Consider the following 25,188-nt stretch of genomic DNA (forward strand, 5'->3'; position numbering starts at 1 on the left):
ATACAGAGGAAATCACTTGTTTAATTCTTCCAAAAGCCATTTCAGAACGGAATTGGTAGTTACCGTCACATTTAATGCTCTGTTGTTATAGAGTTGTAATAACTTTGCCTCTGTCTTTTCTTTTGTAGATAACGCTATCCATATAGTTCCTACTGGCTTCTGTTCCGTTCCTCCTGTTGGACCAGCAATACCAGTTGTCGCTACTCCAAAGTCCGCATTGTATTTTTCACGAACGTTGTTGGCCATTTGCAGTGCCACTTGCTCACTTACTGCTCCAAAGTTTTTCAAGCTTTCTGAAGTTACTCCCAGCTGACTCTCCTTGACTTCGTTACTGTAAGACACAATTCCACCATTATAAAAAGCCGATGCTCCTGCAATACCTGTAATTGTCTTAGCAATATTACCTCCGGTACATGACTCTGCCGTTGCCAGTGTCAAACCTTTCTCTTTGAACAAATCAGCCACAATAAGCTCTATGTCGAGGTCTTCTTCTGCATAGAGGTTCTCTCCCAACAGTTCTCTTAGCTTTTGTACTTCTAATTCAATCTTCTGAACCAAATCTTCCTCTTCGTAGCTTACCCCAGTTATCCTCAATCGAACTTGTCCTAATCGTGGTAAATAAGCCAAACTTAATTCTTCCGGTAAATTGTCCTCCCAATCTTCAATCATCAACGCCAATTTGGATTCAGGAATTCCCATTGTTCTCAACATCTTATGAACAATAAATGGCGTATGGTATTTTTCCTGCAACTGATTCAGTACATGATTTTCCATCAAGTATTTCATCTCATGCGGTACCCCAGGCATTGATACAATGGTCTTTTCTCCATTTTCAAACCACATACCAGGAGCTGTACCGACCTTATTCATTAAAACTTGTCCATTGGAAGGTATATCAGCCTGCATCTTATTTAAAGCCGTCAACTCTCTATTTCTCGCCTTAAAAAGCTCTGCGATGTTATCATAAACTTCTGGTCGATAAGTCATCTCTACACCAAAGTATTCGGCTATTGTTTTTTTGGTGATATCATCCTTGGTAGGTCCTAAACCTCCAGTGATCAACACAATATCTGCTCTTGATTGTGCTTCTTCTAGGATATTCAAAATTTCTTCTTTGGTATCACCTATTGAAGTTTTACGTATTACCTTAAAACCTTTTTTGTTAAGTTCAGTCCCCATCCATTGGGAGTTTGTATCCGTTATCTGTCCATAAAGAATTTCGTCTCCAATGGTAACTATTTCGACGTAAGTGTGCGTTTTCATTGCTTTTTATATTTGTATATGCGAAATTAAATGATTCAAATCTGCAACTAAAATGAGTAGTAAAAACAAATTTCGATTAATAGGTGTGATGTCTGGCACAAGTCTAGACGGCATTGACCTATGTTATGCTGAATTTTGGAAAGATAGTCAAAAACAATGGCGTTATTCGATGCCACATATTGACAGTGTTGATTATGATGACGATTGGAAAACCAAACTCGACACCGCTGAACATCTTTCAGCCCTTGAATATATAAAATTAGACCGAGCTTTAGGTAGAAAGATGGGTATGCATATCAGATCTTTCATCGATAGGAACAATTTAAAAGTCGATTTTGTTTGCAGTCATGGGCATACAATTTTTCACCAACCCGAAATTGGTATTACCTCTCAGATAGGTCATGGCCCCGCAATTGCAAGATACTCAGGATGTAATGTCATCAATGACTTTAGAGTTTCAGATTTAGCTTTTCAAGGACAAGGTGCTCCTTTGGTCCCTATTGGTGATCGATTATTGTTTCATGAATACCATTATCGGTTAAATCTTGGAGGGATTGGGAACATCTCTTTTGAAGTAAATAATGAAACGATCGCTTTTGATACCTCCCCTGCCAATATGCCTCTCAATTATTTTATGAGAGAAATTGGGAAAGAGTTTGATGAAGACGGGCAGATGTCTCGCCAAGGAAATATCAATCAACAGGTGTTAGATGAACTGAATCAACTTTCTTTTTACGAGGATTTTGAAGTGAAATCATTGGGGAAAGAATGGTTTGTGGATACTTTTTTACCGATCATCACTAAAGTTGAAAGGTTGGAAGACCGTTTAGCTACTTCCGTTGAGCATACAGCTATTCAAGTAGGGAAAGTGATTGAATTTGCCTCTCAAAAATCAAAACTGCACTTTGGAAAAGAAAAATTGTTGATTACCGGAGGTGGTGCTTTTAATTCTCATTTGATTGAAAGAATTAAAGCTCACTGTCCTGATATTGAAATTGTTATTCCTAAAAAAGAAATCATTACGCATAAAGAAGCCTTACTTTTTGCCTTTCTAGGTTGTCTACGTCTAAAAAAAGAGGTTAATTGTCTTAAGAGTGTCACTGGTGCAACAATTGATAATTGTGGCGGCGTGATACACTACCCATTTGTGAAAGAAGAAGAGGAAAGCACTCCCTCATTGACAGACAGTGATGAGATGCCCTCATTTAATAAAATAATTGGTTGTGGAGGTTAACGCTATCTATTAATTGTACTCCATGACTACAAATGTCAAATTATGAAAATACAGTATAATGCACCGGTCACATTGACCTTTACTTTTATCAGTGCAGCCTTTATCACCCTAAAAACTTTTCTCTACATTGACCTTACTGCGTTTTTTTCTGTAGGTGGCTTTGGGAGCATGAGTTTATTTTCTCCACTCACCTATTTCAGATTATTTTCACATGTCATTGGTCATGGTAGCTGGGAGCATTTTATGGGTAATTTCACCTACATTCTTCTGTTAGGACCTATTTTGGAAGAAAAATACGGCAGTAAACAGCTTTTGTATATGATCTTAATGACGGCTTTCGTCACTGGTATGATCAACGCCGTTTTCCTATCTAGCGGACTACTTGGAGCAAGTGGCGTGGTATTTATGTTCATCTTATTAAGCTCTATCGTCAATGTACAGAAAGGAAAGCTTCCTCTTACTTTTGTATTGATTGTGATCCTATTTATTGGTCAAGAATTACTTTCTGTTTTTGACGATGATAACATCTCTCAATTAGCACATATTGTTGGAGGTATTTGTGGTGCTATCTTTGGTTTTGGGATTGATAGAAGATCCACCAAAAAGATTTCACCAAGTAAGCTAACATAAGAAACACCATTACCTAATTTTAACCCTTGTAAAGATTCTATAACTTTACAAGGGTTATTTTTTGTTATAAATCCAAAAGCACCCCAACCATTACGCTGTTTATACATTGTTATTTTTATAAGTTAAGTACCAAGACAAAATTATTTAATACTAATTCTATTTATTGTTTTGCGATTACTTCCTTCAAAAAACTTTCAATAGAACCACTATTCATACGTTTTTTAGCGTTGTACTCACAAAAAATAAATTAGAATTAACTATGATATATTTTTGGCTTAGTACTTAGAAAACCGAAAAGTGTTTTTTTTCGGAAATGCGATTGAATATTTTGTGTATGAACGTGTTTTAAAAAACGAACTGACATGTTCCAAATCTTTACATTATTTAAACTTCTAATCATAGAGAATTAATCTCATACTATATCACTACATTTTGGATAGAGTACTTCCCCACATTACTGGTAAATGATCTCCTTTACAAGCGGTTTTTATTTGTTTTGTGTGCTCATCTGAAAGTGAACTTAATACACTGTAAACTAAGTTTTTGCCAATTTATACTCATCCTTTTATGAAGGATAAACGGATGTGTATTATGGCTCGCGAGGAAGTTGCAATGCAACGTCCCTACAGCACTACATTTTAGAAGATTATTATAAAACCTTTGTCTTTTGATTTGTAATCAGGCAAGCATTTAATAGTATCTTCTTCGGCCTTGAATTTTTTGCTTCGTTTTTGTTTCAAAACAAAAATGAAGAAGAAGGAAGCTTGAAGGTAGGCCCTATAAAATCTAGTAGAAATACGAATTAAAAGTTAACGATAATTTAGTTTACAGTATACTTCATGCAGAACATGTTTCTGCTAGACTCAATAAAATAAGAAACTTAACGACGCTACAACAATGAAAAAGATTATCATAACAATGTTGCTATCATTGGCGGCTATTTCTATTTATGCTCAAGATACTGGACAATGGGGAGCGGCCTATTTGAAGGTACGCCTTTCTGACAAATTAGGGTATTATGGTGAACATCACCTCCGATACACTGACAAAGGATACGGCTATGATTTACATAAAAGTTATAACAGAATGGGTTTGAATTACTTTGTGAATGATAACTTTGACATTGTAGTAGGCCCTGCTATCATTGGGAAATTCAATCAAGAGATTGAGAGTACAGATGATCCTTATGATCAGACCACTTTAATGGAATACAGAATATGGCATCAGTATTTATACCATCATTATTGGGGTAGAGTCAAATTTTATCATCAAGTCCGTATTGAACACCGTTGGGAAGAGAAAGTAGAATATACTAAGTATAGTAATAGGTATCGTTATAAGCTGTATGCATATATCCCATTGAACAATGACCATATAGAACCGGGGACTTTTTATCTTGTTCCTTCAGTAGAACTTTTCATGCATGACAATCATGAAGAAAGCTTGGAAGACTTCCGTGTATACAATGCATTAGGATATAAATTTGATGAAGATATCAGCTTTACTGCTGGACACATGTGGACGTATAATCATACTGCTACTACAAATGTCTTCCGATTTACGGTGTATATTGATTTAGATTTAAGAGATTAAAAAAAATCAGGATTTAATGAGTACAAACTATTTCTGTCACCCTTTACTGAATTAAATATTCAATCAAATTATACTGACATGAAATACTATTATTACTTCCTCCTACTGACCGTTGCATTTTTTGTAGCAACCAATTCTTATGGACAGACCAGAAAAAATTATTCCCATAAATATGAAAAACAAAGAAAAGTAAAAAACAGTAAATGGGCTAGAAAAAATAAAAGCATCTACTATAGTTATGCTTCCCTACCAAGAAGGGGGGCCGTGGTTACTCGCTTACCGAATAATGCGATCGCTTACAATCACAATAAAATAAGATATTCTTATGCTTCTGGTATTTGGTATAGATCGAATGGACGAAATTGGGTTGTTGCCCCTCCTGTTTACGGTTTTCGAGTAAATAGTTTGCCCGTTGGTTATCAAAGAATAAGAGTTAGAAATAAAGCTTATTACTATTATTATGGCACCTATTATCAAAAGAAAAATGGCGGTTATGTGGTCGTCGAAGGACCCAAGGATGCTGAAGTGAATTCTATTCCAAAAGGTTATACAACAGTCACTGTCAATGGGGAGGAATTCTATGAATTGAACGGTGAATACTACATGGCCAGTGTCAATGAAAAAGGAGAAGAAGTTTTGGTATTAATTCCTGAACCATCCTATAAAAGTTAATTTAATTACCCTTTATATATATAAGTACTAATTCTATTTTTTTTAGTACCTAAAAACCCCAATACTCACATTGTAGTATTGGGGTATACGATATAATATAGGTGAACTATGTCTAGTTCTTAGGAGTTCTATCCATCATTTGGTAAAGCATTTCTTGCATTTTACCTGGTGATAATAATTCAGGACGTTGACGTGGAGGGAAGTCTTTGAATGACATAAAGAATTCACCTAATTTTTCCTTTGCAGGAACAAATAACCACATTTTCTGACCGTACCATTTTAGGTACATTCCTGAATGATCTGCCATTTCGTATGGGTCTTGACCTAGGTTATAGATCTTTGGCCACGACAGTGCAAATCTATGACCTGAGAACCACATATCAGGACCTTCACCTTCTTGAACAATAAAGTGGATTTTCCAGTCGTTCCAACGCATCGCTTGAATCATACCGTTGTCTGCCACATAGAAGAACGTCTCTCTTCTTGACTCTTCCTCTTTACCCGTGAAGTAATCCCATTGGTTGTAACCATCCAAATGTACTTTGAAAGTTTGATCACCAGATTTATAACCCTCTGTTTTCAACGTTTCTTTCAAATCGTCTTTACCTGTTACAGCTGCATAAATTGTAGGTACCATATCTTCGTGAGAAACAATACCGTTTAATCTACGACCAGTATCTTTTAATCCATTAGGATATTTCATTACGAAAGGTACTCTTACACCACCTTCCCAAGTCGATCCTTTTTCGCCACGGAATGGAGAGATACCACCGTCAGGCCATGTCATTTTCTCAACGCCGTTGTCAGTTGTGAAGATCACGATTGTATTTTCTTCTACACCTAAACGCTCTAAAGTTGACAATAAGGTTCCTACTTGATTATCTAATTCAGTCATACCTGCACCGTATAAACCATAGTCATGAACTAGCTTCTTACTCTCTTCTGTTAAGTGAGTGAAAACGTGCATACGAGTAGAGTTGAACCATACAAAGAAAGGTTTGTCATCTTTTACGGCTCTTTCCATAAAGTCAATAGAAGCGTCCATAAACTCCGCATCTACTGTTTCCATTCTCTTTTTGTTCAACGGGCCTGTATCAGAAATACGACCGTCAGCATACGAGTGAATCACACCTCTTGGTCCATATTTTTTTCTGAACTCAGGATCTTTAGGGTAAGCAGGATCTTCTGGCTCTTCTTCAGCATTTAAGTGGTAAAGGTTACCAAAGAACTCGTCAAAACCGTGGTTTGTAGGTAAAAATTCGTCTCTATCTCCTAAGTGGTTTTTACCGAATTGGCCCGAAGTATAACCTAGTGGTTTTAAGATCTCAGCCAATGTAGGGTCTTCTTTTTGGATACCGATTTTTGAACCTGGCATACCGATAGTAGATAAACCTGTTCTTAATGGAGATTGACCTGTAATAAAAGCAGCACGACCGGCTGTACAAGATTGTTGTGCGTATTCAGATGTTAGAACTACACCTTCTTTACCAATTCTATCAATGTTTGGAGTTTGGTACGCTAACATTCCGTTGTTGTAAGTACTGATGTTACCATATCCAACATCATCACCCATGATCACAAGAATGTTTGGTCTTTGATTTTTCTTGGACTTTTGAGCATATAAAGCCCCTGTTACTGTTAATAAAACAGATAACGATAGCAAAAATTTTCTCATCTTAACGTTGGTCTTTTAAGCCCGTAGGCTATTTTATCATATCAATTTTAAACAGTCTCATTTCCTTAACTGTATAGCAAATGTAGAAATAGATTTTAGTTTAACATTAAACTTAAAGTGTAATTTAACAGTATATTATTTATTTAACCCTACTTAAAAAATAAATGTTTATTGGTAGCTATTTTTTCATTTAAATTTAAATAACAAAGAGTAAAGCAATTTAAAGTTAGAGCCTATTCATTGTTTCTTATCAAACAATACACTATTAGTTTTAATAATAATAGAATAGAAAAATTCGATTTTCATCACATGGTTTAATCCCCTAATTTTGAGACATCAATCAAATAATTATCACCCTAAACATCAAATACTATGAAAAACAAAAGCGTATACCAAGACTGCCCAAACTGCTGGGGCTACCAAGAGTACGAACAAGAGGTTGTAAAAGAATCGGATCAACCCAAAGTGGAAAAGCAACCCACTTCATTATTCAAAATATCAGGTGCTACCGTAGAGGAAGATGATTTCATCTATAAAAACTAATCATCCACATCCAAAATCTTGAAGCCATGTAACGCATGGCTTTATTTTTTACCACTCACCGAGCAATTAAAACCACTCACCGATCTAATTTCTCTAGGGAGTAAGGATTCCGGATCATTGTTGTATCAATTAATCAAAACGATAAAACAATGAAAACTTTAAGAAATCTATTCTCTCTATTAATCATCTTTACACTAGCAAACACTGTATTGTTTGCACAAAGCACTCAAGCGACTATTGATCAAGCCTTAGGTCAATCTTTTCAAAGTCAAGAAAATAAAGTAGAAGCAATAATCAATGATCAACCTAGCCTCTACTGGAAAGCTTATGCTTCTTTTATGTCATCGATCTTTGAAATTGGAATGGGGAATAAAACAGCTTCTCAAAAATATGTAGACCAAGCTGTTGAGCTATTAAACCAAGACGAAAACAGAGATGCTGAGTCTTATGCTTTAGAGGGAAGTATTTTAGGTTTCAGTATCAGCCTTGATCCCTCTCAAACGAGAACTTTAGCGTCTAAATCCACTGCACGCTATAAGAAATCCATTAAACTAGATAAAAATAACCTCAGAGCAAATTTAGGGCTTGGTGAAAATGATTTTCATACGCCTGTAAAATATGGAGGAGGAAAAGTAGCCGAAAAATACTTACTCAAAGCACTTTCTTGTGAGAATAACCCCAACAATGACCCTCTAAAACCTACTTGGGGGAAAGAAAGAGTATACAATTTATTGGTACAGTATTACAAAAGAGAAGGAAGAATGGAACAAGCTAAGAAATATTGTAAAGAAGGAATAGAAGCATTCCCTCACGATCACGAATTGCAGCAACTAAGCGAAACAGTACTTTAAACCCCATCTAATATCAATCCACTATTGAGACTATGAAAACGTTATACTTCTTTATACTATTGTGCTTATGGCAAACCATTGGCTATGCTCAGCAAACGCTGAAAGGAACCGTTACTGATACTGATGGTGAGGTCATTCCTTTTGCAAGTGTATACCTTAAAAGCAGTATGAAAGGTACTTCGGCCAATGACAATGGTAAATTTGAATTGGTGGCTGTACTCAATCCTTCGGATTCACTGATGGTCAGTGCTATTGGTTATACTGAAGTAGCGTTTTCGGTCTCAAACCTTTCAAATCCTGTTCAACTTAAGCTTTCTAAAAATAGTACTACACTAGAGGCTGTCGAAATTTATGGTGGAAGTGGAAAAACGCTTGAAGAGATGACAGCCATGCAAATGACAGGGATGGACATTGTTAGAAATGCGAGTGCCAACGGAGATTTGTATCAGGCATTACAAACCCTGCCAGGTACTTCTAAAGTAGGTGATCAAACAGGTTTATTTGTCAGAGGTGGTGACGCTACCGAAACGCAAACCATCATTGACGGAACCGTGGCTACCAATCCATTTTTAGGCAATACACCCAATATGCCTAGCCGAGGAAAATTTGATCCTTTTATGTTTGAGGGTACCACTTTCACTACAGGTGGATACTCTGCCGAATATGGTCAAGCTTTATCTTCTGTTTTATTATTAGAAACAGAAGGGATACCAGAAAGAACGCGTTCCTCTGTCAATCTTCATTTTGCGGGTGTTGGAGGGAGTCATAGTCAAGTTTGGGAAGACAAAACGGTACTTATGGGAGGCGTGACTTATAACAATTTAACGCCTTATTTCAGCATGACTCCTCAAAATGTTGATTGGGTAAAAGTACCTGAGGCATTGAATGTAAAAACAGCTTTCAGACATAAAACGAGAACTGGAATGTATAAAATGTTTTCTCAGTATAATGCTAGTAATGTAGGAGTTGTTTTATTTGATCCTGAGCAACCATTGAAAGGGAGAATATTTGATCGAAATGCACATGATATTTACATCAACAACAGTTACAAAGGTCTTTTAGGAAGAGCATGGGAAATCGATGCAGGAATTTCTTATAACAAAACCATCGGCGATATTTCATTTGGAGATGAAAAACTGAAAGAAGACAATCAACATATTATTTCAAAAGTAACATTGAGCCATGAGATCGCTGATTTTTGGGATTTTAAAATTGGAGGAGAATACAGAAATGATCAAACAAGATGGGGTAATTATAGGGTAAAAGATCACTTAACCTCTGCCTTTTCTGAATCGATGCTTCACCTTTCTTCAAAAATAAAATTAAGATTGGGTGTCAGAGGTGAGTACTCTTCTAGAATGGAAAAATATTCATTGGCTCCAAGAACTTCTCTGTTCTTTGATTTGGACGACTTTAATCAAATTACATTGAGCTATGGTGATTATTACCAAAAAGCCCCTGATGAGTATTTAGCATACAAAGAAGATCTTGACTTTCAAAAATCCACTCATTATATCATCAATTATAAAAGAGAAATATTAGGCAGAACCTTCAGAGTCGAATTGTATCATAAAGAATATGATCAGTTAGTAAAGTTTGATGATGACAGCTTTAATAATAACGGTTATGGCTACGCAAGAGGGATTGATCTATTTTGGAGAGATGAAAGTTCTATTTCCTTCTTGGACTACTGGGTCACCTATTCTTATATTGATTCAGAGAGAAACTATAAGCATTTCCCAATCAGTGCCACTCCTGATTTTGTGACGAACCACAATGTCAATGTAGTGGCCAATTTTGAAATCCCTTCTCTTCGATTACAACCTGGATTTACCTACACCTATGCCTCTGGTAGACCCTATGAGAATCCTAATGAAGAACTGTTTATGAGTGATAAAACAAAGGATTTTCATAACTTAGATGTAGCAATCAATTACAATATGAATATAATGGGGAATCACACCGTGCTTTTTGCTTCTTTCTCCAATATATTAGGATTGGATCAAGTATTTGGGTACGAGTATTCTAGTGATGGAAAATACAGAGTCGCTAAGCTTCCAACAAGTAAACAATCCGTCTTTCTCGGTCTATTTATGACTATCGAATAATTTCTATTTTCAATGAAAAAACTAATCGAAATATCTTTTCACATTCTATTTTGGTGCTGTTATATCCTTTTGTTGAGTGTTCGTGATTTGTTATTTCACAATGCAATCATTCATAACTTTTGGACATTTACGGTCATCACCACTCCTTTGATACCTTTTGTGTATTTCAATTTATACGTTTTAATTCCGAAGTTACTTTTTGAAAATAAGAGATATCAATACTTTATTTCATTTGGTCTTCTTTTAACACTCTGTACCATTATCCGATTTAATGTAGCATTCTTTTTCTATTCTAAAGTGTTACACATTGAAGCCATTGAGCCTTTCTTCTCTGGAAAAGTGGGTTGGTGGACGGCCTCTAGTGAGACCTTTGTGATTTATTTTATTTCTAGTACCATTTACCTAATACAAAAATGGTATTTGAAAGATAAGTATGTAAAGGAACTTGAAAATAAAAATATGAGAAGTGAATTGAATTTATTGAAGTCACAATTACAACCTCACTTCCTTTTCAATAACCTCAATACCATTTACTTTTTGATGGATGATGAACCTCAGAAGGCCAAAGAATTGGTGGTTCAGCTTTCTGATGCATTAAGCCATCAACTCTATAAAGCCAATCAAGACCTTGTCTATTTAAAAGAAGAACTCGATTATTTAAGGAGTTATATTAAAATGGAACAGATTCGTCATCAGGATTTCTTGACGTTACATTATAACTTCCCAACAGAAAACATCAACTACAAAATTGCCCCGATGCTTTTGATCACATTTATTGAAAATGCATTCAAACACGGTATCAATTCCAACGGTTATACAATCTCAATCGATATTTCAGTAGAAAATAATGTATTACATTTGGTTGTTCAAAATACAAAGGGTGATTATCCCCAAAATAATAAAGGAGGTTTGGGGTTAGTCAATGCTCGTAAACGACTTCAACTATTGTATCCGAATCAGCACTCTTTAGAAATTTTAGATCAAGAAGAAGAATTTATTGTAGAACTAGATGTCAAATTAAAAAACTAAGAAAATGAATTGTATTGTTGTTGATGATGAGTTAATTGCCAGAGAAGGGATTGCAAAGTACGTGAAGGAAATCCCCTACCTCAACCTGATTGCAAAATGTAAGAGTGTTTTTGAATTGGATGAGGTTTTAATGAAAAATAAAATTGATCTCGTGTTTTTAGACATTCAAATGCCTGGTATCACAGGCGTTGATTGGTTGAAAAATGCGTCAAATCCACCTCATATCATCTTCACTACTGCACATAGAGAGTTTGCTGTTGACGGTTTTGAACTAAATGCGATTGACTACCTTCTAAAACCGATTACTCTACCGAGATTTGCAAAAGCTGTTGCCAAAGTGTATAAAATTTGGAGTGATGAAAATGAAGTAACGTCCGTCTCAAACGCTACTAACGATTACATCTTTATCAAAGAAGATCAACAAACTGTAAAGGTGAGACTTGAGGACATACTGTACATAGAAGCTGCTGTTGATTATATTTTCATCCATACGAAGGACAAAAGGCATATCACTCTTTTCTCTATGAAACAGGTCGAGCAAAAATTACCTGATCAGCAGTTTATAAGAATCCATCGTTCATTTATTGTCAATGCCGATTATGTGGAAGCCATTGAGGGGAAAATGTTAATCATCGATGGACAAAGGTTGAATATTAGCCGTTCATTGTACAATGAGGTGTATGAAAAAATTACGAAAGGCAAAGTTTGGAAAGTGTAAGATATCAAAAAAGGATCCTCATCATTGAAGATCCTTCGTTTATTTTCTATTGAAAAACACTTTCTGTGTTGACGTTTTTTTCCTTTTGAAGTAGTCTCTTTTTAAGATTTACTTTTAGATTTTGAGGTGACATGGTAAAAGCAAATAACTCTTTCACTTCCTCTGGAGCAACATCGAGGGTAACATCAAAGTCTTGAAACAACGCAATCACAAAGACTTTCATTTCTGTTTCAGAAAGGAACATTCCTGGGCATAACCTTGCTCCTCCTCCAAAAGGTTTCATTGCTTCCGGTTTATGATTTTTATGATAAGGACAACCTTTCGTTTCCTCACGTTCCGTCCACCTCTCTGGAGCAAAAGTAGAAGCCTCCGCAAAATACTTATCCCTACGTTGAGCATGGCTTAGCTGCGTAATGATCATACTTCCCTTCGGAAAAAATACATCACTAACCACAACATCTTCTAACGCTTGCATATAAAGATTTGGAGAAACAGGCTTCAATCTTAATGTCTCTTTGATGACGGACGACAAATAAGGGAAATCATTGAGTTGCTGAAAAGAAGAAAGCTTTTCACCCTTCAATACTTCATCTATTTCGTGCTGTATTTTATCCTTTATCGCTGGATTAGCCGCAAGTAAGTAAGTGATCCAAGACAATGAATTTGAAGTAGTGTCCTCCCCTGCCAAAAGCATTGTATATACATTTCCAAAGATCTCATCATTCGTAAAAGGGTCTTCTTTATCTTCTGATGCAATCATTGCCTCCAAAAAGTTGGTAGGGTTTTCATGTAAATCAGAATCCTCTGCCATCTTTTGTTGAGTAGTCTCTATGATACCACCTAAAACATCCTTCAAATAATTGATAGAATTATCAAATTCTTTATCAGATTTCGTTTTATAGTATTTCCATAATGGTATTGGAGAGTTTATACGGCTATTTACCTTCGGAAAAATATTATTGATATGAACTCTTATTTCATCAACATCATTTTCTAATGAATTTAAGTCATAGCCGAAAGCAAGTAATGTCGTAACGTCTACAGTGATCTTTTCAAAATCCTGATCAATAGCGTAATTCTCTATCCCTTCTATTTTATTCCAATAATTAGTAAGGCGCTCTGAAATGCGTAAAATTGTAGGAAAGAACGATCGAATATTTTTATTACTTAATGCTTTTTGAGTCACTTTTCTATGCTTCTTCCATGTCTCCCCTTCCGCTGAAAAAACACCATTCACTCCCACTTCTTCAATAACATCTGCCATCTTCTGAAGACGTCGAAACTTGGTAGGCCTATGTTTTAGTACATAAGCATTCGTTTCTGGATCGGTGGAAACAGTTATTTTCTTTCCTAGAATATTAATGTTATATAGTGATCCAAATTCATCAGCCCATTGCTCATACAGCAAGTGAATTTTAGACATATCAAAATCAAAGATATTTCCTACCAAAGGCAATCCCTTTGGTCCTTTAAGGTCATTTTTAGTTTTTGAATAGTTGAGTTGTTCCATTAAAAATATGTAGTATTAAAGTAGCTTGGTTATGATTTAATGAGGCAATATAATGGAAATAATCAGAAAAAAATGGAATTATAAGATTACAAAATACTACTACTCCAATAAAACCCCGATTAGATCAAGTGGTAATCATCAACATAAAAAAGCTCTTCAACTCCTCAAAAAAGGAGCTCAAGAGCTTTTATTTCCAGCGGATTTAAGAGTAGATTACTGTCCTTTCTTCCACACTTTAACTGGTGCCAACATCCCTTGATTATATAAAATCTCTCTATAATCTTCACAAGGATACATCTGCATATCAGCTAATTTTCCTTTTTCTAATTGACCTCTATCCGTCAAATTTAAAGCTTTCGCTGATCGGAAAGTCATCCCTGCAAATACTTCTGCTGTACTTAACTTTTCCATCGCTCCCAATAAGGCACCTTGAGTCAGCATATCTCCCATAGGTGCTGAACCTGGGTTCCAGTCTGAAGCAATGGCCAAACAAGCACCTGCATCTAAAAGTTTTCTACATGGTGGATATTGCATCCCCAAACCTAATGATGCTCCTGGAAGTACCGTTGCTACCGTATCAGAATCTGCTAAAAGCTTCACTTCTTCATCAGTACTTGACTCCAAATGCTCAGCCGACAATGCTCCTACTTCCACAGCCACTTTACTTCCTCCGGTAGAGAATTGATCTGCATGAACAGTAATTTCAAAACCTTGCTCTTTAGCATTCCCTAAATAATACGCTGACTCTTCTACATTGAAAGCGGTTTCTTCTGTAAAAATATCAACTCTATCACTTAAGTTTTCCTTTTTGATAGCAGGCAATAAAACATTCAATACTCTATCTAAATATTCTTTAGAAGTACCTTCAAAATCTTTCGGTTTCATGTGTGCAGCCAAGCATGTAGATACCAAATCAGCTTTTGTTTCTTGATCCGCAGATTTAATCGCTCTCAGCATTTTCAGCTCATTGTCAATGTCCAAAGCATAACCACTTTTCACTTCAATAGTAGTCACACCACGCGATAAATGTCTATTGGCTCTTGTAACGGTCACTTCTTTTAATTCCTCTTCAGAAGCCGCACGAGTTTTTCGCATAGAGTCTTGAATTCCTCCACCTGCTTTGGCAATTTCCAAGTAAGGTTTCCCTGCCACTCTCATCGCATAATCTCTAGCTCTGTTTCCTCCCCAGCAAATATGGGTGTGGCAGTCTACAAAACCCGGAATCAAAACACCTTCTCCTTCTATCTGCTCTACTTCTTCAAAGTCAGCTAGATCAAAAGAAGTAAACGATTTGATTTCATCTATATTACCATTCTCATCAATACTCACACCCGCATTTTCGATGATTTCCAATTGCTCATCTTCTAAAGCTCCTTTTAAGGGTAAACCTGCAAGGGTTAGAACTTGTGAGAAAGGTCCGATTATTTTTTTCATTATGAATGTATTTTCATAGTTGATAAAAATGTAAGAGGAAAAATGAAATAGTGGTTCGTGTGTGGTACAGCGGACGTTTTAATAAAACGTCCCTACAGTTTCCACATATTTGATAAAGTAGGCAAATCACAAACCACCTCTTCCCTCTTAATTCTTAACTCTTACCTCAAACGATCAAATCATGATCTTCACCTACTTTCGTTGCTGTCTCATAACCCGCATCATGATGACGGAAAATACCCATTGCAGGGTCGTTATGAAGCACGCGACGGATACAGTTTTCTGCACGTTCAGTACCGTCAGCCAACACTACCATACCAGCATGCTGAGAGTAACCGATTCCTACACCACCGCCATGATGGAATGAAATCCAAGTGGCACCACCTGTCGCATTAGACATTAAGTTCAATAATGGCCAATCTGAAACGGCATCAGAACCATCCAACATTGATTCCGTCTCGCGGTTTGGAGAAGCTACTGATCCGCAATCCAAGTGATCACGACCGATGACAATTGGAGCTTTCAACTTTCCTTCTTTTACAAGGTTATTGAAGATCACACCGGCTTTTTCTCTTTCACCCATTCCTAACCAACAGATACGAGATGGAAGGCCTTGGAATGCTACTTTCTCATCTGCTTCCTCCAACCATTTGATTAAGTGTGTGTTCTCTGGGAATGCTTCTTTTAAGGCTTCATCTGTTACTTTGATGTCTTGTGGATCACCTGATAATGCTGCCCAACGGAAAGGTCCTTTTCCTTCGCAGAACAATGGACGGATATAAGCCGGTGTAAAACCTGGGAAGTTGTAAGCATTTTCACAACCACCTTGTTTTGCGAACTCACGTAAGTTGTTACCATAGTCGAAAGTAATTGCTCCTTTCTCCTCTAAGTCTAACATATACTGTACGTGACGAGCCATTGATTTCAACGACTTCTCTTTATATAAAACAGGATCTGTTTCTCTTAGTTTTTCTGCATCTTCCAATGATAAGCCATTAGGAACATAACCATATACTGGATCATGCGCAGAAGTTTGGTCCGTTAACACATCAGGAGTGATTCCATCTTGAATTAATCTTTCCAACACATCACCGATATCACCTACCAAACCAACTGATAATGCCTCACCTTTTTCTTTAGCTTCCATTACCCATTGAATCGCCTCTTCATAAGAGTGCGTCATTTTATCGATGTATTTTGTATCAATACGCTTTTGAATACGAGCTGGGTCAATATCAACACCCAACATTGCTGCACCACACATTGTAGCCGCCAATGGTTGAGCACCACCCATACCGCCCATGCCACCTGTCACTAGCAAACGACCTTTTAAGTCGCCTCCAAAATGCTGACGTGCACATGAAGCAAATGTCTCATACGTTCCTTGCAAAATACCTTGCGTACCAATATAAATCCATGAACCGGCCGTCATCTGACCGTACATCATTAAGCCTCTTTCTTTTAATTCTTGGAAATGTTCCCAAGTTGCCCAAGCTGGAACAAGGTTAGAGTTGGCGATCAATACACGTGGTGCTTCTGGGTGCGTTCTTACTACACCCACCGGCTTACCTGATTGTACTAATAGTGAATGGTTTTCATCTAATTCTAAAAGAATTTTGATGATCTTTTCTAATGATTCTCTGTTTCTTGCCGCTTGACCTGTACCACCGTAAACCACTAAGTTATTCGGGTCTTCAGCCACCTCGTCTGTCAAGTTGTTCAAGAACATTCTTAGAGGTGCCTCAGTTTGCCAAGACTTTGCATTTAGTTCTGGGCCTGTTGGAGGAATGTAGTGTGGGTGTTTTGCGTATTTTTCTAAAAAAGCTTCAAACTTTTGTTGTGATGATGTTTTTGCTTCCATGGTTAATTATGATATATATGTGGTAAGTGTTTCTTTTATCAATTCATCATTAGCCCATGAATTAATTCATGGGCTAATGATGGGTTGTATTAATATGTAAATTCTACTTTGAAATCTCCTTCAAGGTTGATTTTCTCTTTCTTGGCTACTTCTTCAGCAATGCGAACCAATGCACCGCTTTGTACAATATCATGCATTGCTTCAATATCATAAGCCAATACTCTGTCCTCATCTGCATGAGCTACTCTCTCACGAACATAAGCATGAGTAGCTTCAATAATTGGTGATGATTTTAATGGTCTTCTAAAGTCCAATGCCTGAGCGGCATACAACAATTCAACAGCTTGAATTTGCTCCAAATTACCAATAATCTGAAGTGTCTTTCTTCCCGACACAGAACCCATTGATACGTGATCTTCTTGTCCTAATGAAGTTGGAACAGAATCAGCTGATGCTGGGAAACAAAGCGTTTTATTTTCTGTCACTAAAGCCGCTGAAGTATATTGAGGAATCATGAAACCTGAATTCAATCCTACGTCTGCCATTAATAATTTAGGCAAACCAAAACGTCCTTCAATCATCATGTAATTTCTTCTATCAGCGATATTACCCAATTCTGAAGCCGCAACCCCTGCATAATCCAACGGAATTGCTAAAGGCTGTCCATGGAAGTTACCTCCCGATATGGCATTTTCAGCGTCTAAGATAATGGGGTTATCCGTTACTGAGTTAAGCTCTACTTCCACCATTTCTTTCAAGTGCAACCAAGCATTTCTTGAAGCACCGTGAACCTGAGGCATACATCTTAAAGAATACGGATCTTGCACTCGATCACAATCCACATGAGAATCTAATATCTCAGAACCTTGCAACATGTGATGCAAACGTGAGGCTACGTGTTGCGTTCCTTTGTAAGGCCTGATCTGATGCAGAGCGGACTCGAATGGACGAGCGGATCCCATCAATCCTTCCAAAGACATGGCACCAATAATATCCGCTGTATCCAAAGCATTGGCTAATTTTTCAACCACCTTCACTGCATGAGCAAGGATAAACTGCGTACCATTGATCAAGGCCAATCCTTCTTTAGGTCCTAATTGCAATGATTTTACACCTAAACGATGCAATACATCAGAAGCTAATGCTTTATTTCCTTTTTCATCATAAACTTCACCAAGTCCAATCAAAGGCAAAAATAAATGCGATAAAGGAGCCAAATCACCTGAGGCACCTACCGAACCTTTTTCAGGAACCATAGGAACAATATCTTTCTCAATGTGCCAAATGATTCTTTCCAAAGTAGTCAATGCAATTCCTGAAAAACCTTGTGCTAAAGCGTGCACTTTAGTAATCAACATGATTTTAGAAATCTCTTTTGGAATAGCGTTTCCTACCCCAACACTATGACTCTGTAAGATTTTGTGTTGTAAAGTGGAAGTATCTTTTTCTGAAATAATAGTAGTACAAAGCGGACCAAAACCTGTATTCACTCCATAGACAACATCTCCTTTGTCTACAATTTCCTGAACAGAGGCTTGACTTTTTAATACTTTGTCTTTCGCTGTATTATTTAAAACTCCAGAGACTTTTCCTCTGGCAATATCCAATGCAATGCTCACCGTTAGGTGGTCAATGCCGTATTTGAATATTTTTCCCATGGTAGTAATTTATGATTAGTATGTGGGTATTAGAATTACCTTCTAATACTGTATGTGTGGTGTATGTTTTTTACTTCTCCAAGTTGTCCATAACTCGTTCGGACAAAGATTTTTCGGTCAATGAAGTCTCTAAAATTTTCAATTCCTTCAAAATCTGACATTCATTTTGTTCCGTTATTTCTTTCATCGAAAGTTGTATGGATGCCCAGATAGGCTTACTTTTTTTGACTAATTCATCCCCTTTCTCTGTAAAAAGAATTAATCGTTTTCGTCCATCATTTTCATCCTTTTCAACTTTGAGTAATTTTTTCTTGATCAATGCAGTAGTCAATTGACTTACTGCCGAGTGACTTACATTTAATTGATCAGAAATATCTCTCATTGACAGCTTTTTATGTTCATCTAACAAATAAAAAACGGGAAACCAAGAGGGATCAAATTCTATCCCTTTGGCTTCATAGACTTTTGAAACCTCAGAGAGAAATCGCTCTCCTAATCTCCTTAGTCTACTGCCCAATACTAGTGTTCCTGCTGACTGATAAAAATCCATATTTCTTTGTTTTACCCAAAAGTATATAAGTACTTACATATTTACAAGGAAAAGCTGTAAAATATATAAGTACTTATACATAATATGGGAAATAGAATATAAATCACTAACTTTAAAGAAATTGTGTAGTAAATTACAATTATCATTAACATCTCATCTACTCTACTTTTTGTTTGTGACATCATGATTAGATGTATTTATTAAATTTTATCTGCTATGGAAATTGCAATAACAGACGGAATAAAAGTCAGTGTTGAAACCTTCTATCTTCCTGAGTATTCTGTTCCATCAAGAAGACATTACGTATTTAGCTATAAGATCAAAATAGAAAACCTTAGTGCCAATAAAATTCAACTACTAAGAAGAAATTGGGAGATCACCGATATTACGGGTGAAGTTCGCAATGTAGTCAATGGGAAAGGTGTGGTTGGTAAGGAACCAATCATGATTCCTGGACAATCTTTTGAGTACAATTCGGGTTGTCATTTTCCTTCTCCATGTGGTAAAATGTCAGGTACTTATGTAATGCGTAAAATCGAGGACAACACACTTTTTGAAGTACAAATCCCAGAGTTCACTTTGGTACCAAGTTTCTTCAATAACTAGGTAGATCATACATAGCGCTTTTTTAAAAGCATGATTTATGGTAAATTAAAGTAAACCTAAAGCTCGCTTTTCAACCGCTAAAGTTCGTATGACAGCCCAAGAATCACACAATAATTCTTCGTTTCATATAGAGGAATTGCATGATTATATATTCAATAAGCTATTGTTTATAGCTATTTTAAATGATTTTGGTAAAGTAATCAGTACCAATAAAAGAGGTAATACACTTCAAAGCATCCATCAATATTATGACTTCGGAACGCTAAAGGATAAAACACCTAAGGTTTTAATGTCAGACCAAGAAAGTTGGTCCGGTTATCTTTTACACAAAGAAAGCCATAAGAAGCATAGTGTTTCACTCACAAAACATCAAACTTTATACGTGTGGGTGGCCCTAGAACTCGATCATAAGGTAGATCAAGACAAAGCCAAAGAAGTGATTCGCTTAAAGGAAAAAGTGTCTCAGTTACTGACCAAAGAAAAAAAATTACATGCACTACTTCAGGCAAAAGCATTGAATGAAATGTTGGAGGGCAAGATTGAACATAATGACGATCTTGCTCTACTTTCAGACCTCCCTTTGGATCTGGAATATACTGCCGATAATGCTCAAGCCATTTTTGAAAACGAAGAACGTCAGCGTTTATCGTTTGAAGCTTCTAAAGAAGGGCTTTGGGATTGGAATCATATTACTCGAAAAGTCTATTATTCTAAATCTTTTTATCAGATGCTGGAAATAGATAAAAAAGGAAAAGAAGAAGATATTTCTGTCCTTTTAAATTTAATCCATCCTGAAGACCGTCCTAACACCATTAGAATGTTACAAAGAGATATTCTGATTAAAAATGGATTTCAATCTATTTTTAGGATGATTACGCCCTCTGGAAACACGCTATGGATACTTCTCAAAGTGGCAGTTCAAAAAGATGTGGATGGAAAAGTAATCCGCGTAATTGGAAAACATTCTGACATTACTTTCTTCAAGAATCATACTGATAACATTCAAAAAGCAGTATTACAGACCGAAGATAAGGAACGCGAACGCTTTGCCAAGGAAATCCACGATGGTCTTGGGCAAACGCTTACAGCCTCTATTTATCAATTGGATGAATTTCTTAAAAACACCAACAATCTAAACGGTGAGGAAAGAAAGATCATTCAACGAATACGAGAACAAGTCAGAGAGGCAACAAAGGAAGGGCGAAATATTGCACATAACATAATGCCGACTTCCATTGAGAAGTTAGGATTTGTTGGTTCTATAGAAAAATTGGTAGATACTTATAGAACCATCAATAACAAAGAGGTTAATTTTTTCTATAAAATTGAAAAGAATGCCATGTCTTTCGCTCAACAACATATACTGCTGAGAGTCACTCAAGAAGCAATTCAAAATGCTTTTAAGCATGGCAAAGCAACTGAAGTTTCAATTTCCTTAAATCAACATCTTGATTTAATTACATTGATGATTGAAGATAACGGCGAGGGTTTTGATGTTAAAGAGGCTTTAAAAAGTGAAGCCAATGGGCTCGGTTTATTGAGTATGAAAGACAGAGTTCGCTCGATTGAAGGAACAATTGATATTGATTCTTCCCCTAATTATGGAACATGTATTATCATTCAGCTAAAAACATTTACAAATTGATTTATTAAATTAAGGAATAAACCTAAAACCAAACTATAAATTATGAAAACCAAAATATTATTAGTCGACGATCATAGTGTGATACGTCATGGTATAAGATCTTATTTTAAAAATTGTAACGATTTCGAAGTCATTGCGGAGGCAGATTGTGGAGAAAGAGCATTCAATGCCCTCAATGCAATGAATGTGGATTTGATCTTTATGGACATCTCAATGAAAGGAATGGATGGCATTAGTGCAACAAAAAAGATAAAAGAGACCTTTCCTGATATAAAAGTAATCGCCTTGAGCATGATGATGGACAGCGATTATATCAAAAATATGGTCAATGCAGGTGCTGATGGCTATCTTTTCAAAGATTGTACAGAAGAAGAAATTCTAAAAGCAGCAAGGGCCGTAAGAGATGGTGATAGTTATTATTGCTCCTCTGCCACCAAAAATATTATTAGCAGTTATAAGGAAAAGGAGGCCCGCCCTGCCAATGCGAACGATGCTCATTTTGTACTGACACTTCGAGAAAAGGAAGTATTGAGGCTCATCATTGATCAATGTACTAATAAAGAAATATCAGAAAAACTCTACATTTCACCAAGAACTGTAGATGCTCATAAAAGGAATCTCCTGGATAAAACAGGACAAAGGAATGTCGCTGGATTGGTGATGTATGCTATCAAACACAAGCTATTTTCGGACTTAAAAGCTTAAAATAGGTATTTTACCTATGCGGATTAGGTATAAAACTCATGTATTGACGACAGTGCCGTTGTACATTTGTTATATATTAAAACAGTAAAAGAAAATTTTCCTGTTAAACCTAGGATAAAAAGTTATAAGTCGAATTTAGAGTAGTAAATAGAGAAATAGATAGCACAATAGTTCATCAGTTACAGAATGAGGAAAAGTCCGGTCTTATAGAACGGACTTTTTTTAATGCTTCAAAAATCAACTGTCTAATGACAACGAAATAATAAAACAAAAGAGGCTACCATTTATATGATAGCCTCTCCAAAGTATGAAATGAAATGAATTATTACTTATATTTTTATTTTATCTTAATGTCTAATTATAATACTGAGAAAGAATCTGAGTAAGATACTCCGTCAATGATTAATTCTGCAGTATAAGTACCTGTAGGTAATGTAGAAAGGTCGAAACGTTTTACGTTTTTCGCACCTGCTACGAATTTTGAGTTATAGATAGACTCACCATTGTCTTTTGACAACTTCACTCTTACAAAACCTTCAACATCTTTACCTAAAATGATGTGTAAGTTTTCTTTTGCTACAGATATTTTAAATTTTTGGTTTGAAGAAGCTAATTGGTAGTTCATCATTACTGCTGTATTTGATGGAGTAACAAAAAACTCTCTCACTAATATTTTATCTTCAAACTTCATTTTAAAAGAATATTTTCCTTCTGGTAAACTTTTAAAATTAATGTCTTCTTTAACTTTTCCAGATGCAATAACTGTTTTTGAAGTATAAACTTTTCCAGCTTCGTCTGCTATTTGAAAACTAATTTCTTCTCCTTCTAAATTATCGAAAATAATAGATGCTGATGTTCCATCAGTAGAAGCTTTGAAGAAATAAGAAATTCCGTTAAATGGTAAATAATAATCTTTAGCTGATATACTAAGAGAGATTAATAGTGTGGCGAATAAGAATGTTAACTTTTTCATAGTATGTATATTTAATTTTTCGTTTTGTTCTGTTTTGATTACATCACAAAGGTGTAGGATAAAATTCTATTGTCAAAGTCAAAATCACCAAAATATTTTAAGTGTAAATTTACATTTTTAAATAATATTATTTCGTACAGAATACACTTTATTCTTTTTTACTCATTAAGTGTAAGTTGATCCTATGGCAATGTTGTGGGGAATAGCTGTTATGTAATAGTATGTTTGTAAAGTGTATCAGCATACACTTATCGCGAAAAAATAGATTTAAAATATGTTAAAATCATCATGTTAACATTTAGTTAACACTACAGTGAATATTTATTCACTTATGATAATTTAAAGGCTGTCAAACCGTAAGAATTTTTATGTAGTAATAGCAGGAAAAGGTATGGGATAATGCTACAACTATAAAAACCACATCATTTAAACATTATTTAGATTCTAAAAATCAATTTATCAAGATAAAAAAGTAGTTTTAATTACTTAACTCTTGGATTAAACTCCATTTCAATCAATACGACAAAACTAAACCAATTAAATCATGAAAAATAGACCTTATATTTTAGCCGAGTGTCATTGGGAAACTCTTCAGGACGCTGACTTCGAAGTTGCAATTTTACCATGGGGTGCTACCGAAGCTCATAATTATCACTTACCCTATGCTACAGATAATATTCAAGTAGATGCCATCGCCTCTGAGGCAGCAAAGATAGCTTGGGAGAAAGGAGCAAAAGTAATTGTTTTGCCAACCATCCCATTTGGGGTAAATACAGGACAAACAGACATTTACTTAGATATGAATATTTATCCAGGCACTCAGAAGGCTATCCTCAATGATACCATAGAAGTATTAAATAGACATGGAGTTAATAAACTACTAATTCTTAATGGACATGGTGGAAATGATTTTAAAACGATAGTCAGAGAATTAGGTGTAAAATACCCTGAGATGTTTGTTTGTACATCAAGTTGGTTTCAAGTCCTTGATAGGAATAAATATTTTGACAACCCAGGGGATCATGCTGATGAGCTAGAAACTAGTCTAATACTTCATTTGGCTAATGACCTCGTTTTACCAAAAGAAAAATGGGGAAAGGGAACTGAAAAAAGAAATGTGGTAGAGGCCTTTAATGAAGGTTGGGTATGGACCGAAAGAAAATGGTCCGAAATCAGTGAAGATACTGGAACAGGAAACCCTGCCTTAGCCACTAAAGAGAAAGGGGAAAACTATTTTATAGCGATCACTAATAAGCTGGGAGAATTTCTTTGTGAATTAAATGATGTCGATCAAAAAAACATGTATAAATAAAACAATGAGGTATGGTGCTAAAAGGTAATCCTATAGCATTGTTATGAGTATTTGCATTAATATAAAAAAATGTTCATAAAGTGTATGAGTATACACTTAAAGTAAAATCACTTTTATTCACTTAGAGTGAGCATTTATTCATTTTTAAAAACCTTCATTTTAAACATGTAAGAGCAAGTATGCTCTAACTACAGTATAAAATATGTAATAATGCAGTTTTTGTTCATTGACATAAATAAGTCACTGTTTTTATTATTCAATACAAAATTACTTAAAATACATACTTATACATTAACTCTTTAATAAGCTTACAATTACAAAATTTTCTTATTGGGTTTTGAAAAAAGTTGAACTTTCAAAAAAGAGTTTAATGATAAAAAAGACTTTAAATTTTAAGAGGAGTGTCCATTGGGTAGTATTTTATAATAATGACTTCTAAGAGTAGCCAAATTACTCAGTAAACTAATGATAAATCTATTTTCATGAATCTTCAAAATTATATAGCTTTAATGACGCTTAGGAAACAGAAACCTTCTTTAACTATAGTTACCCCAGTAGTTCGGACTGTCTAAGCAGAAAAGATAATTATCTTTTTTTGAGAGATTCAGCTTCAAACCT

22 protein-coding genes are annotated in these 25,188 nt (G+C 35.7%); 14 read left to right on the forward strand and 8 right to left on the reverse strand.

Annotated features, from left to right (window positions below; genetic code table 11):
• Positions 1–12: 12 nt before the first annotated feature.
• The gene (locus tag IC221_RS06345) at positions 13–1,263 is read right to left on the reverse strand and encodes a competence/damage-inducible protein A (RefSeq protein ID WP_188168155.1); all 1,251 of its coding nucleotides are present in this window, start codon (positions 1,261–1,263) and stop codon (positions 13–15) included.
• Between the two features lie 52 nt (positions 1,264–1,315).
• Between IC221_RS06345 and IC221_RS06350 the strand changes: the two genes are divergently transcribed.
• The 4 genes from IC221_RS06350 to IC221_RS06365 all read left to right on the forward strand — a co-directional run bounded on the left by IC221_RS06350 (position 1,316) and on the right by IC221_RS06365 (position 5,392).
• Positions 1,316–2,497: an anhydro-N-acetylmuramic acid kinase gene (locus IC221_RS06350; RefSeq protein ID WP_188168156.1), complete on the forward strand. Its 1,182-nt coding sequence runs from the start codon at positions 1,316–1,318 to the stop codon at positions 2,495–2,497.
• 42 nt (positions 2,498–2,539) lie between these two features.
• On the forward strand, positions 2,540–3,127 hold the full coding sequence (locus IC221_RS06355) for a rhomboid family intramembrane serine protease (protein WP_188168157.1): 588 nt from the start codon (positions 2,540–2,542) through the stop codon (positions 3,125–3,127).
• 897 nt (positions 3,128–4,024) lie between these two features.
• Entirely contained in the window at positions 4,025–4,720 is a 696-nt protein-coding gene (locus IC221_RS06360) for a DUF2490 domain-containing protein (protein WP_188168158.1), read from the forward strand.
• A gap of 78 nt (positions 4,721–4,798) precedes the next feature.
• A complete protein-coding gene (locus tag IC221_RS06365; protein WP_188168159.1) occupies positions 4,799–5,392 on the forward strand; it encodes a DUF6515 family protein in 594 nt (197 codons plus the stop codon).
• Between the two features lie 112 nt (positions 5,393–5,504).
• Here IC221_RS06365 and IC221_RS06370 read toward each other — a convergent pair whose 3' ends face one another.
• On the reverse strand, positions 5,505–7,067 hold the full coding sequence (locus IC221_RS06370; protein WP_188168160.1) for an arylsulfatase: 1,563 nt from the start codon (positions 7,065–7,067) through the stop codon (positions 5,505–5,507).
• Positions 7,068–7,439: 372 nt separating this feature from the next.
• Between IC221_RS06370 and IC221_RS06375 the strand changes: the two genes are divergently transcribed.
• The 5 genes from IC221_RS06375 to IC221_RS06395 all read left to right on the forward strand — a co-directional run bounded on the left by IC221_RS06375 (position 7,440) and on the right by IC221_RS06395 (position 12,316).
• Positions 7,440–7,610, forward strand: a complete 171-nt coding sequence (locus IC221_RS06375; protein WP_188168161.1) for a hypothetical protein — start codon at positions 7,440–7,442, stop codon at positions 7,608–7,610.
• Between the two features lie 149 nt (positions 7,611–7,759).
• Entirely contained in the window at positions 7,760–8,461 is a 702-nt protein-coding gene (locus IC221_RS06380) for a hypothetical protein (RefSeq protein WP_188168162.1), read from the forward strand.
• Positions 8,462–8,493: 32 nt separating this feature from the next.
• Entirely contained in the window at positions 8,494–10,569 is a 2,076-nt protein-coding gene (locus IC221_RS06385) for a carboxypeptidase-like regulatory domain-containing protein (protein ID WP_188168163.1), read from the forward strand.
• A gap of 12 nt (positions 10,570–10,581) precedes the next feature.
• Positions 10,582–11,598 carry a sensor histidine kinase gene (locus tag IC221_RS06390; protein ID WP_188168164.1) on the forward strand — a complete coding sequence of 339 codons (1,017 nt, stop codon included), beginning with the start codon at positions 10,582–10,584 and terminating at the stop codon, positions 11,596–11,598.
• A 4-nt stretch (positions 11,599–11,602) separates the two neighbouring features.
• A complete protein-coding gene (locus IC221_RS06395; protein WP_188168165.1) occupies positions 11,603–12,316 on the forward strand; it encodes a LytTR family DNA-binding domain-containing protein in 714 nt (237 codons plus the stop codon).
• 46 nt (positions 12,317–12,362) lie between these two features.
• Here IC221_RS06395 and IC221_RS06400 read toward each other — a convergent pair whose 3' ends face one another.
• Positions 12,363–13,826: a cytochrome P450 gene (locus tag IC221_RS06400; RefSeq protein WP_188168166.1), complete on the reverse strand. Its 1,464-nt coding sequence runs from the start codon at positions 13,824–13,826 to the stop codon at positions 12,363–12,365.
• 52 nt (positions 13,827–13,878) lie between these two features.
• Here IC221_RS06400 and IC221_RS06405 point away from each other — a divergent pair, with 52 nt between their 5' ends.
• Complete coding sequence (locus IC221_RS06405) at positions 13,879–14,085, forward strand: hypothetical protein (RefSeq protein ID WP_188168167.1); 207 nt, start codon at positions 13,879–13,881, stop codon at positions 14,083–14,085.
• Here IC221_RS06405 and hutI read toward each other — a convergent pair.
• The 4 genes from hutI to IC221_RS06425 form a co-directional block, all read right to left on the reverse strand.
• Entirely contained in the window at positions 14,040–15,260 is a 1,221-nt protein-coding gene (gene hutI / locus IC221_RS06410; RefSeq protein WP_188168168.1) for an imidazolonepropionase, read from the reverse strand. The two genes, IC221_RS06405 and hutI, sit on opposite strands and share 46 nt — an antisense overlap.
• 166 nt (positions 15,261–15,426) lie before the next feature.
• Positions 15,427–17,121 carry a urocanate hydratase gene (gene hutU / locus IC221_RS06415; RefSeq protein ID WP_188168169.1) on the reverse strand — a complete coding sequence of 565 codons (1,695 nt, stop codon included), beginning with the start codon at positions 17,119–17,121 and terminating at the stop codon, positions 15,427–15,429.
• An 89-nt stretch (positions 17,122–17,210) separates the two neighbouring features.
• Positions 17,211–18,779 (reverse strand): histidine ammonia-lyase, encoded by a 1,569-nt coding sequence (hutH, locus tag IC221_RS06420; protein ID WP_188168170.1) that lies wholly within the window; start codon positions 18,777–18,779, stop codon positions 17,211–17,213.
• 70 nt (positions 18,780–18,849) lie between these two features.
• Positions 18,850–19,329 carry a MarR family winged helix-turn-helix transcriptional regulator gene (locus IC221_RS06425; protein WP_188168171.1) on the reverse strand — a complete coding sequence of 160 codons (480 nt, stop codon included), beginning with the start codon at positions 19,327–19,329 and terminating at the stop codon, positions 18,850–18,852.
• A 216-nt stretch (positions 19,330–19,545) separates the two neighbouring features.
• Here IC221_RS06425 and apaG point away from each other — a divergent pair, with 216 nt between their 5' ends.
• From apaG to IC221_RS06440, 3 genes are all read left to right on the forward strand, one after another.
• Entirely contained in the window at positions 19,546–19,935 is a 390-nt protein-coding gene (gene apaG, locus IC221_RS06430) for a Co2+/Mg2+ efflux protein ApaG (protein ID WP_044201877.1), read from the forward strand.
• 88 nt (positions 19,936–20,023) lie between these two features.
• A complete protein-coding gene (locus IC221_RS06435; RefSeq protein WP_188168172.1) occupies positions 20,024–21,580 on the forward strand; it encodes a histidine kinase in 1,557 nt (518 codons plus the stop codon).
• A gap of 42 nt (positions 21,581–21,622) precedes the next feature.
• Complete coding sequence (locus IC221_RS06440; RefSeq protein WP_052444140.1) at positions 21,623–22,285, forward strand: response regulator transcription factor; 663 nt, start codon at positions 21,623–21,625, stop codon at positions 22,283–22,285.
• 358 nt (positions 22,286–22,643) lie between these two features.
• Here the strand turns inward: IC221_RS06440 and IC221_RS06445 are convergent, their stop codons facing one another.
• A complete protein-coding gene (locus tag IC221_RS06445) occupies positions 22,644–23,258 on the reverse strand; it encodes a hypothetical protein (protein ID WP_044201886.1) in 615 nt (204 codons plus the stop codon).
• Positions 23,259–23,802: 544 nt separating this feature from the next.
• Here IC221_RS06445 and IC221_RS06450 point away from each other — a divergent pair.
• Entirely contained in the window at positions 23,803–24,570 is a 768-nt protein-coding gene (locus tag IC221_RS06450) for a creatininase family protein (protein WP_188168173.1), read from the forward strand.
• The last annotated feature ends 618 nt before the right edge of the window (positions 24,571–25,188 follow it).

The sequence above is a fragment of the Flammeovirga sp. EKP202 genome (assembly GCF_014534745.1).
Classification (GTDB): domain Bacteria; phylum Bacteroidota; class Bacteroidia; order Cytophagales; family Flammeovirgaceae; genus Flammeovirga.

What these genes read in the sequence shown, in the direction of transcription:
- IC221_RS06390 (WP_188168164.1), top strand. Translation starts at nt 10,582, where the DNA reads ATGAAAAAACTAATCGAAATATCTTTTCACATTCTATTTTGGTGCTGT.
- hutI (WP_188168168.1), bottom strand. Translation starts at nt 15,260, where the DNA reads ATGAAAAAAATAATCGGACCTTTCTCACAAGTTCTAACCCTTGCAGGT.
- IC221_RS06380 (WP_188168162.1), top strand. Translation starts at nt 7,760, where the DNA reads ATGAAAACTTTAAGAAATCTATTCTCTCTATTAATCATCTTTACACTA.
- IC221_RS06375 (WP_188168161.1), top strand. Translation starts at nt 7,440, where the DNA reads ATGAAAAACAAAAGCGTATACCAAGACTGCCCAAACTGCTGGGGCTAC.
- IC221_RS06365 (WP_188168159.1), top strand. Translation starts at nt 4,799, where the DNA reads ATGAAATACTATTATTACTTCCTCCTACTGACCGTTGCATTTTTTGTA.
- IC221_RS06400 (WP_188168166.1), bottom strand. Translation starts at nt 13,826, where the DNA reads ATGGAACAACTCAACTATTCAAAAACTAAAAATGACCTTAAAGGACCA.
- IC221_RS06425 (WP_188168171.1), bottom strand. Translation starts at nt 19,329, where the DNA reads ATGGATTTTTATCAGTCAGCAGGAACACTAGTATTGGGCAGTAGACTA.
- IC221_RS06440 (WP_052444140.1), top strand. Translation starts at nt 21,623, where the DNA reads ATGAAAACCAAAATATTATTAGTCGACGATCATAGTGTGATACGTCAT.
- IC221_RS06355 (WP_188168157.1), top strand. Translation starts at nt 2,540, where the DNA reads ATGAAAATACAGTATAATGCACCGGTCACATTGACCTTTACTTTTATC.
- IC221_RS06350 (WP_188168156.1), top strand. Translation starts at nt 1,316, where the DNA reads ATGAGTAGTAAAAACAAATTTCGATTAATAGGTGTGATGTCTGGCACA.
- IC221_RS06450 (WP_188168173.1), top strand. Translation starts at nt 23,803, where the DNA reads ATGAAAAATAGACCTTATATTTTAGCCGAGTGTCATTGGGAAACTCTT.
- IC221_RS06370 (WP_188168160.1), bottom strand. Translation starts at nt 7,067, where the DNA reads ATGAGAAAATTTTTGCTATCGTTATCTGTTTTATTAACAGTAACAGGG.
- IC221_RS06405 (WP_188168167.1), top strand. Translation starts at nt 13,879, where the DNA reads ATGGAAATAATCAGAAAAAAATGGAATTATAAGATTACAAAATACTAC.
- IC221_RS06385 (WP_188168163.1), top strand. Translation starts at nt 8,494, where the DNA reads ATGAAAACGTTATACTTCTTTATACTATTGTGCTTATGGCAAACCATT.
- IC221_RS06345 (WP_188168155.1), bottom strand. Translation starts at nt 1,263, where the DNA reads ATGAAAACGCACACTTACGTCGAAATAGTTACCATTGGAGACGAAATT.
- IC221_RS06360 (WP_188168158.1), top strand. Translation starts at nt 4,025, where the DNA reads ATGAAAAAGATTATCATAACAATGTTGCTATCATTGGCGGCTATTTCT.
- IC221_RS06435 (WP_188168172.1), top strand. Translation starts at nt 20,024, where the DNA reads ATGACAGCCCAAGAATCACACAATAATTCTTCGTTTCATATAGAGGAA.
- hutH (WP_188168170.1), bottom strand. Translation starts at nt 18,779, where the DNA reads ATGGGAAAAATATTCAAATACGGCATTGACCACCTAACGGTGAGCATT.
- IC221_RS06445 (WP_044201886.1), bottom strand. Translation starts at nt 23,258, where the DNA reads ATGAAAAAGTTAACATTCTTATTCGCCACACTATTAATCTCTCTTAGT.
- IC221_RS06395 (WP_188168165.1), top strand. Translation starts at nt 11,603, where the DNA reads ATGAATTGTATTGTTGTTGATGATGAGTTAATTGCCAGAGAAGGGATT.
- apaG (WP_044201877.1), top strand. Translation starts at nt 19,546, where the DNA reads ATGGAAATTGCAATAACAGACGGAATAAAAGTCAGTGTTGAAACCTTC.
- hutU (WP_188168169.1), bottom strand. Translation starts at nt 17,121, where the DNA reads ATGGAAGCAAAAACATCATCACAACAAAAGTTTGAAGCTTTTTTAGAA.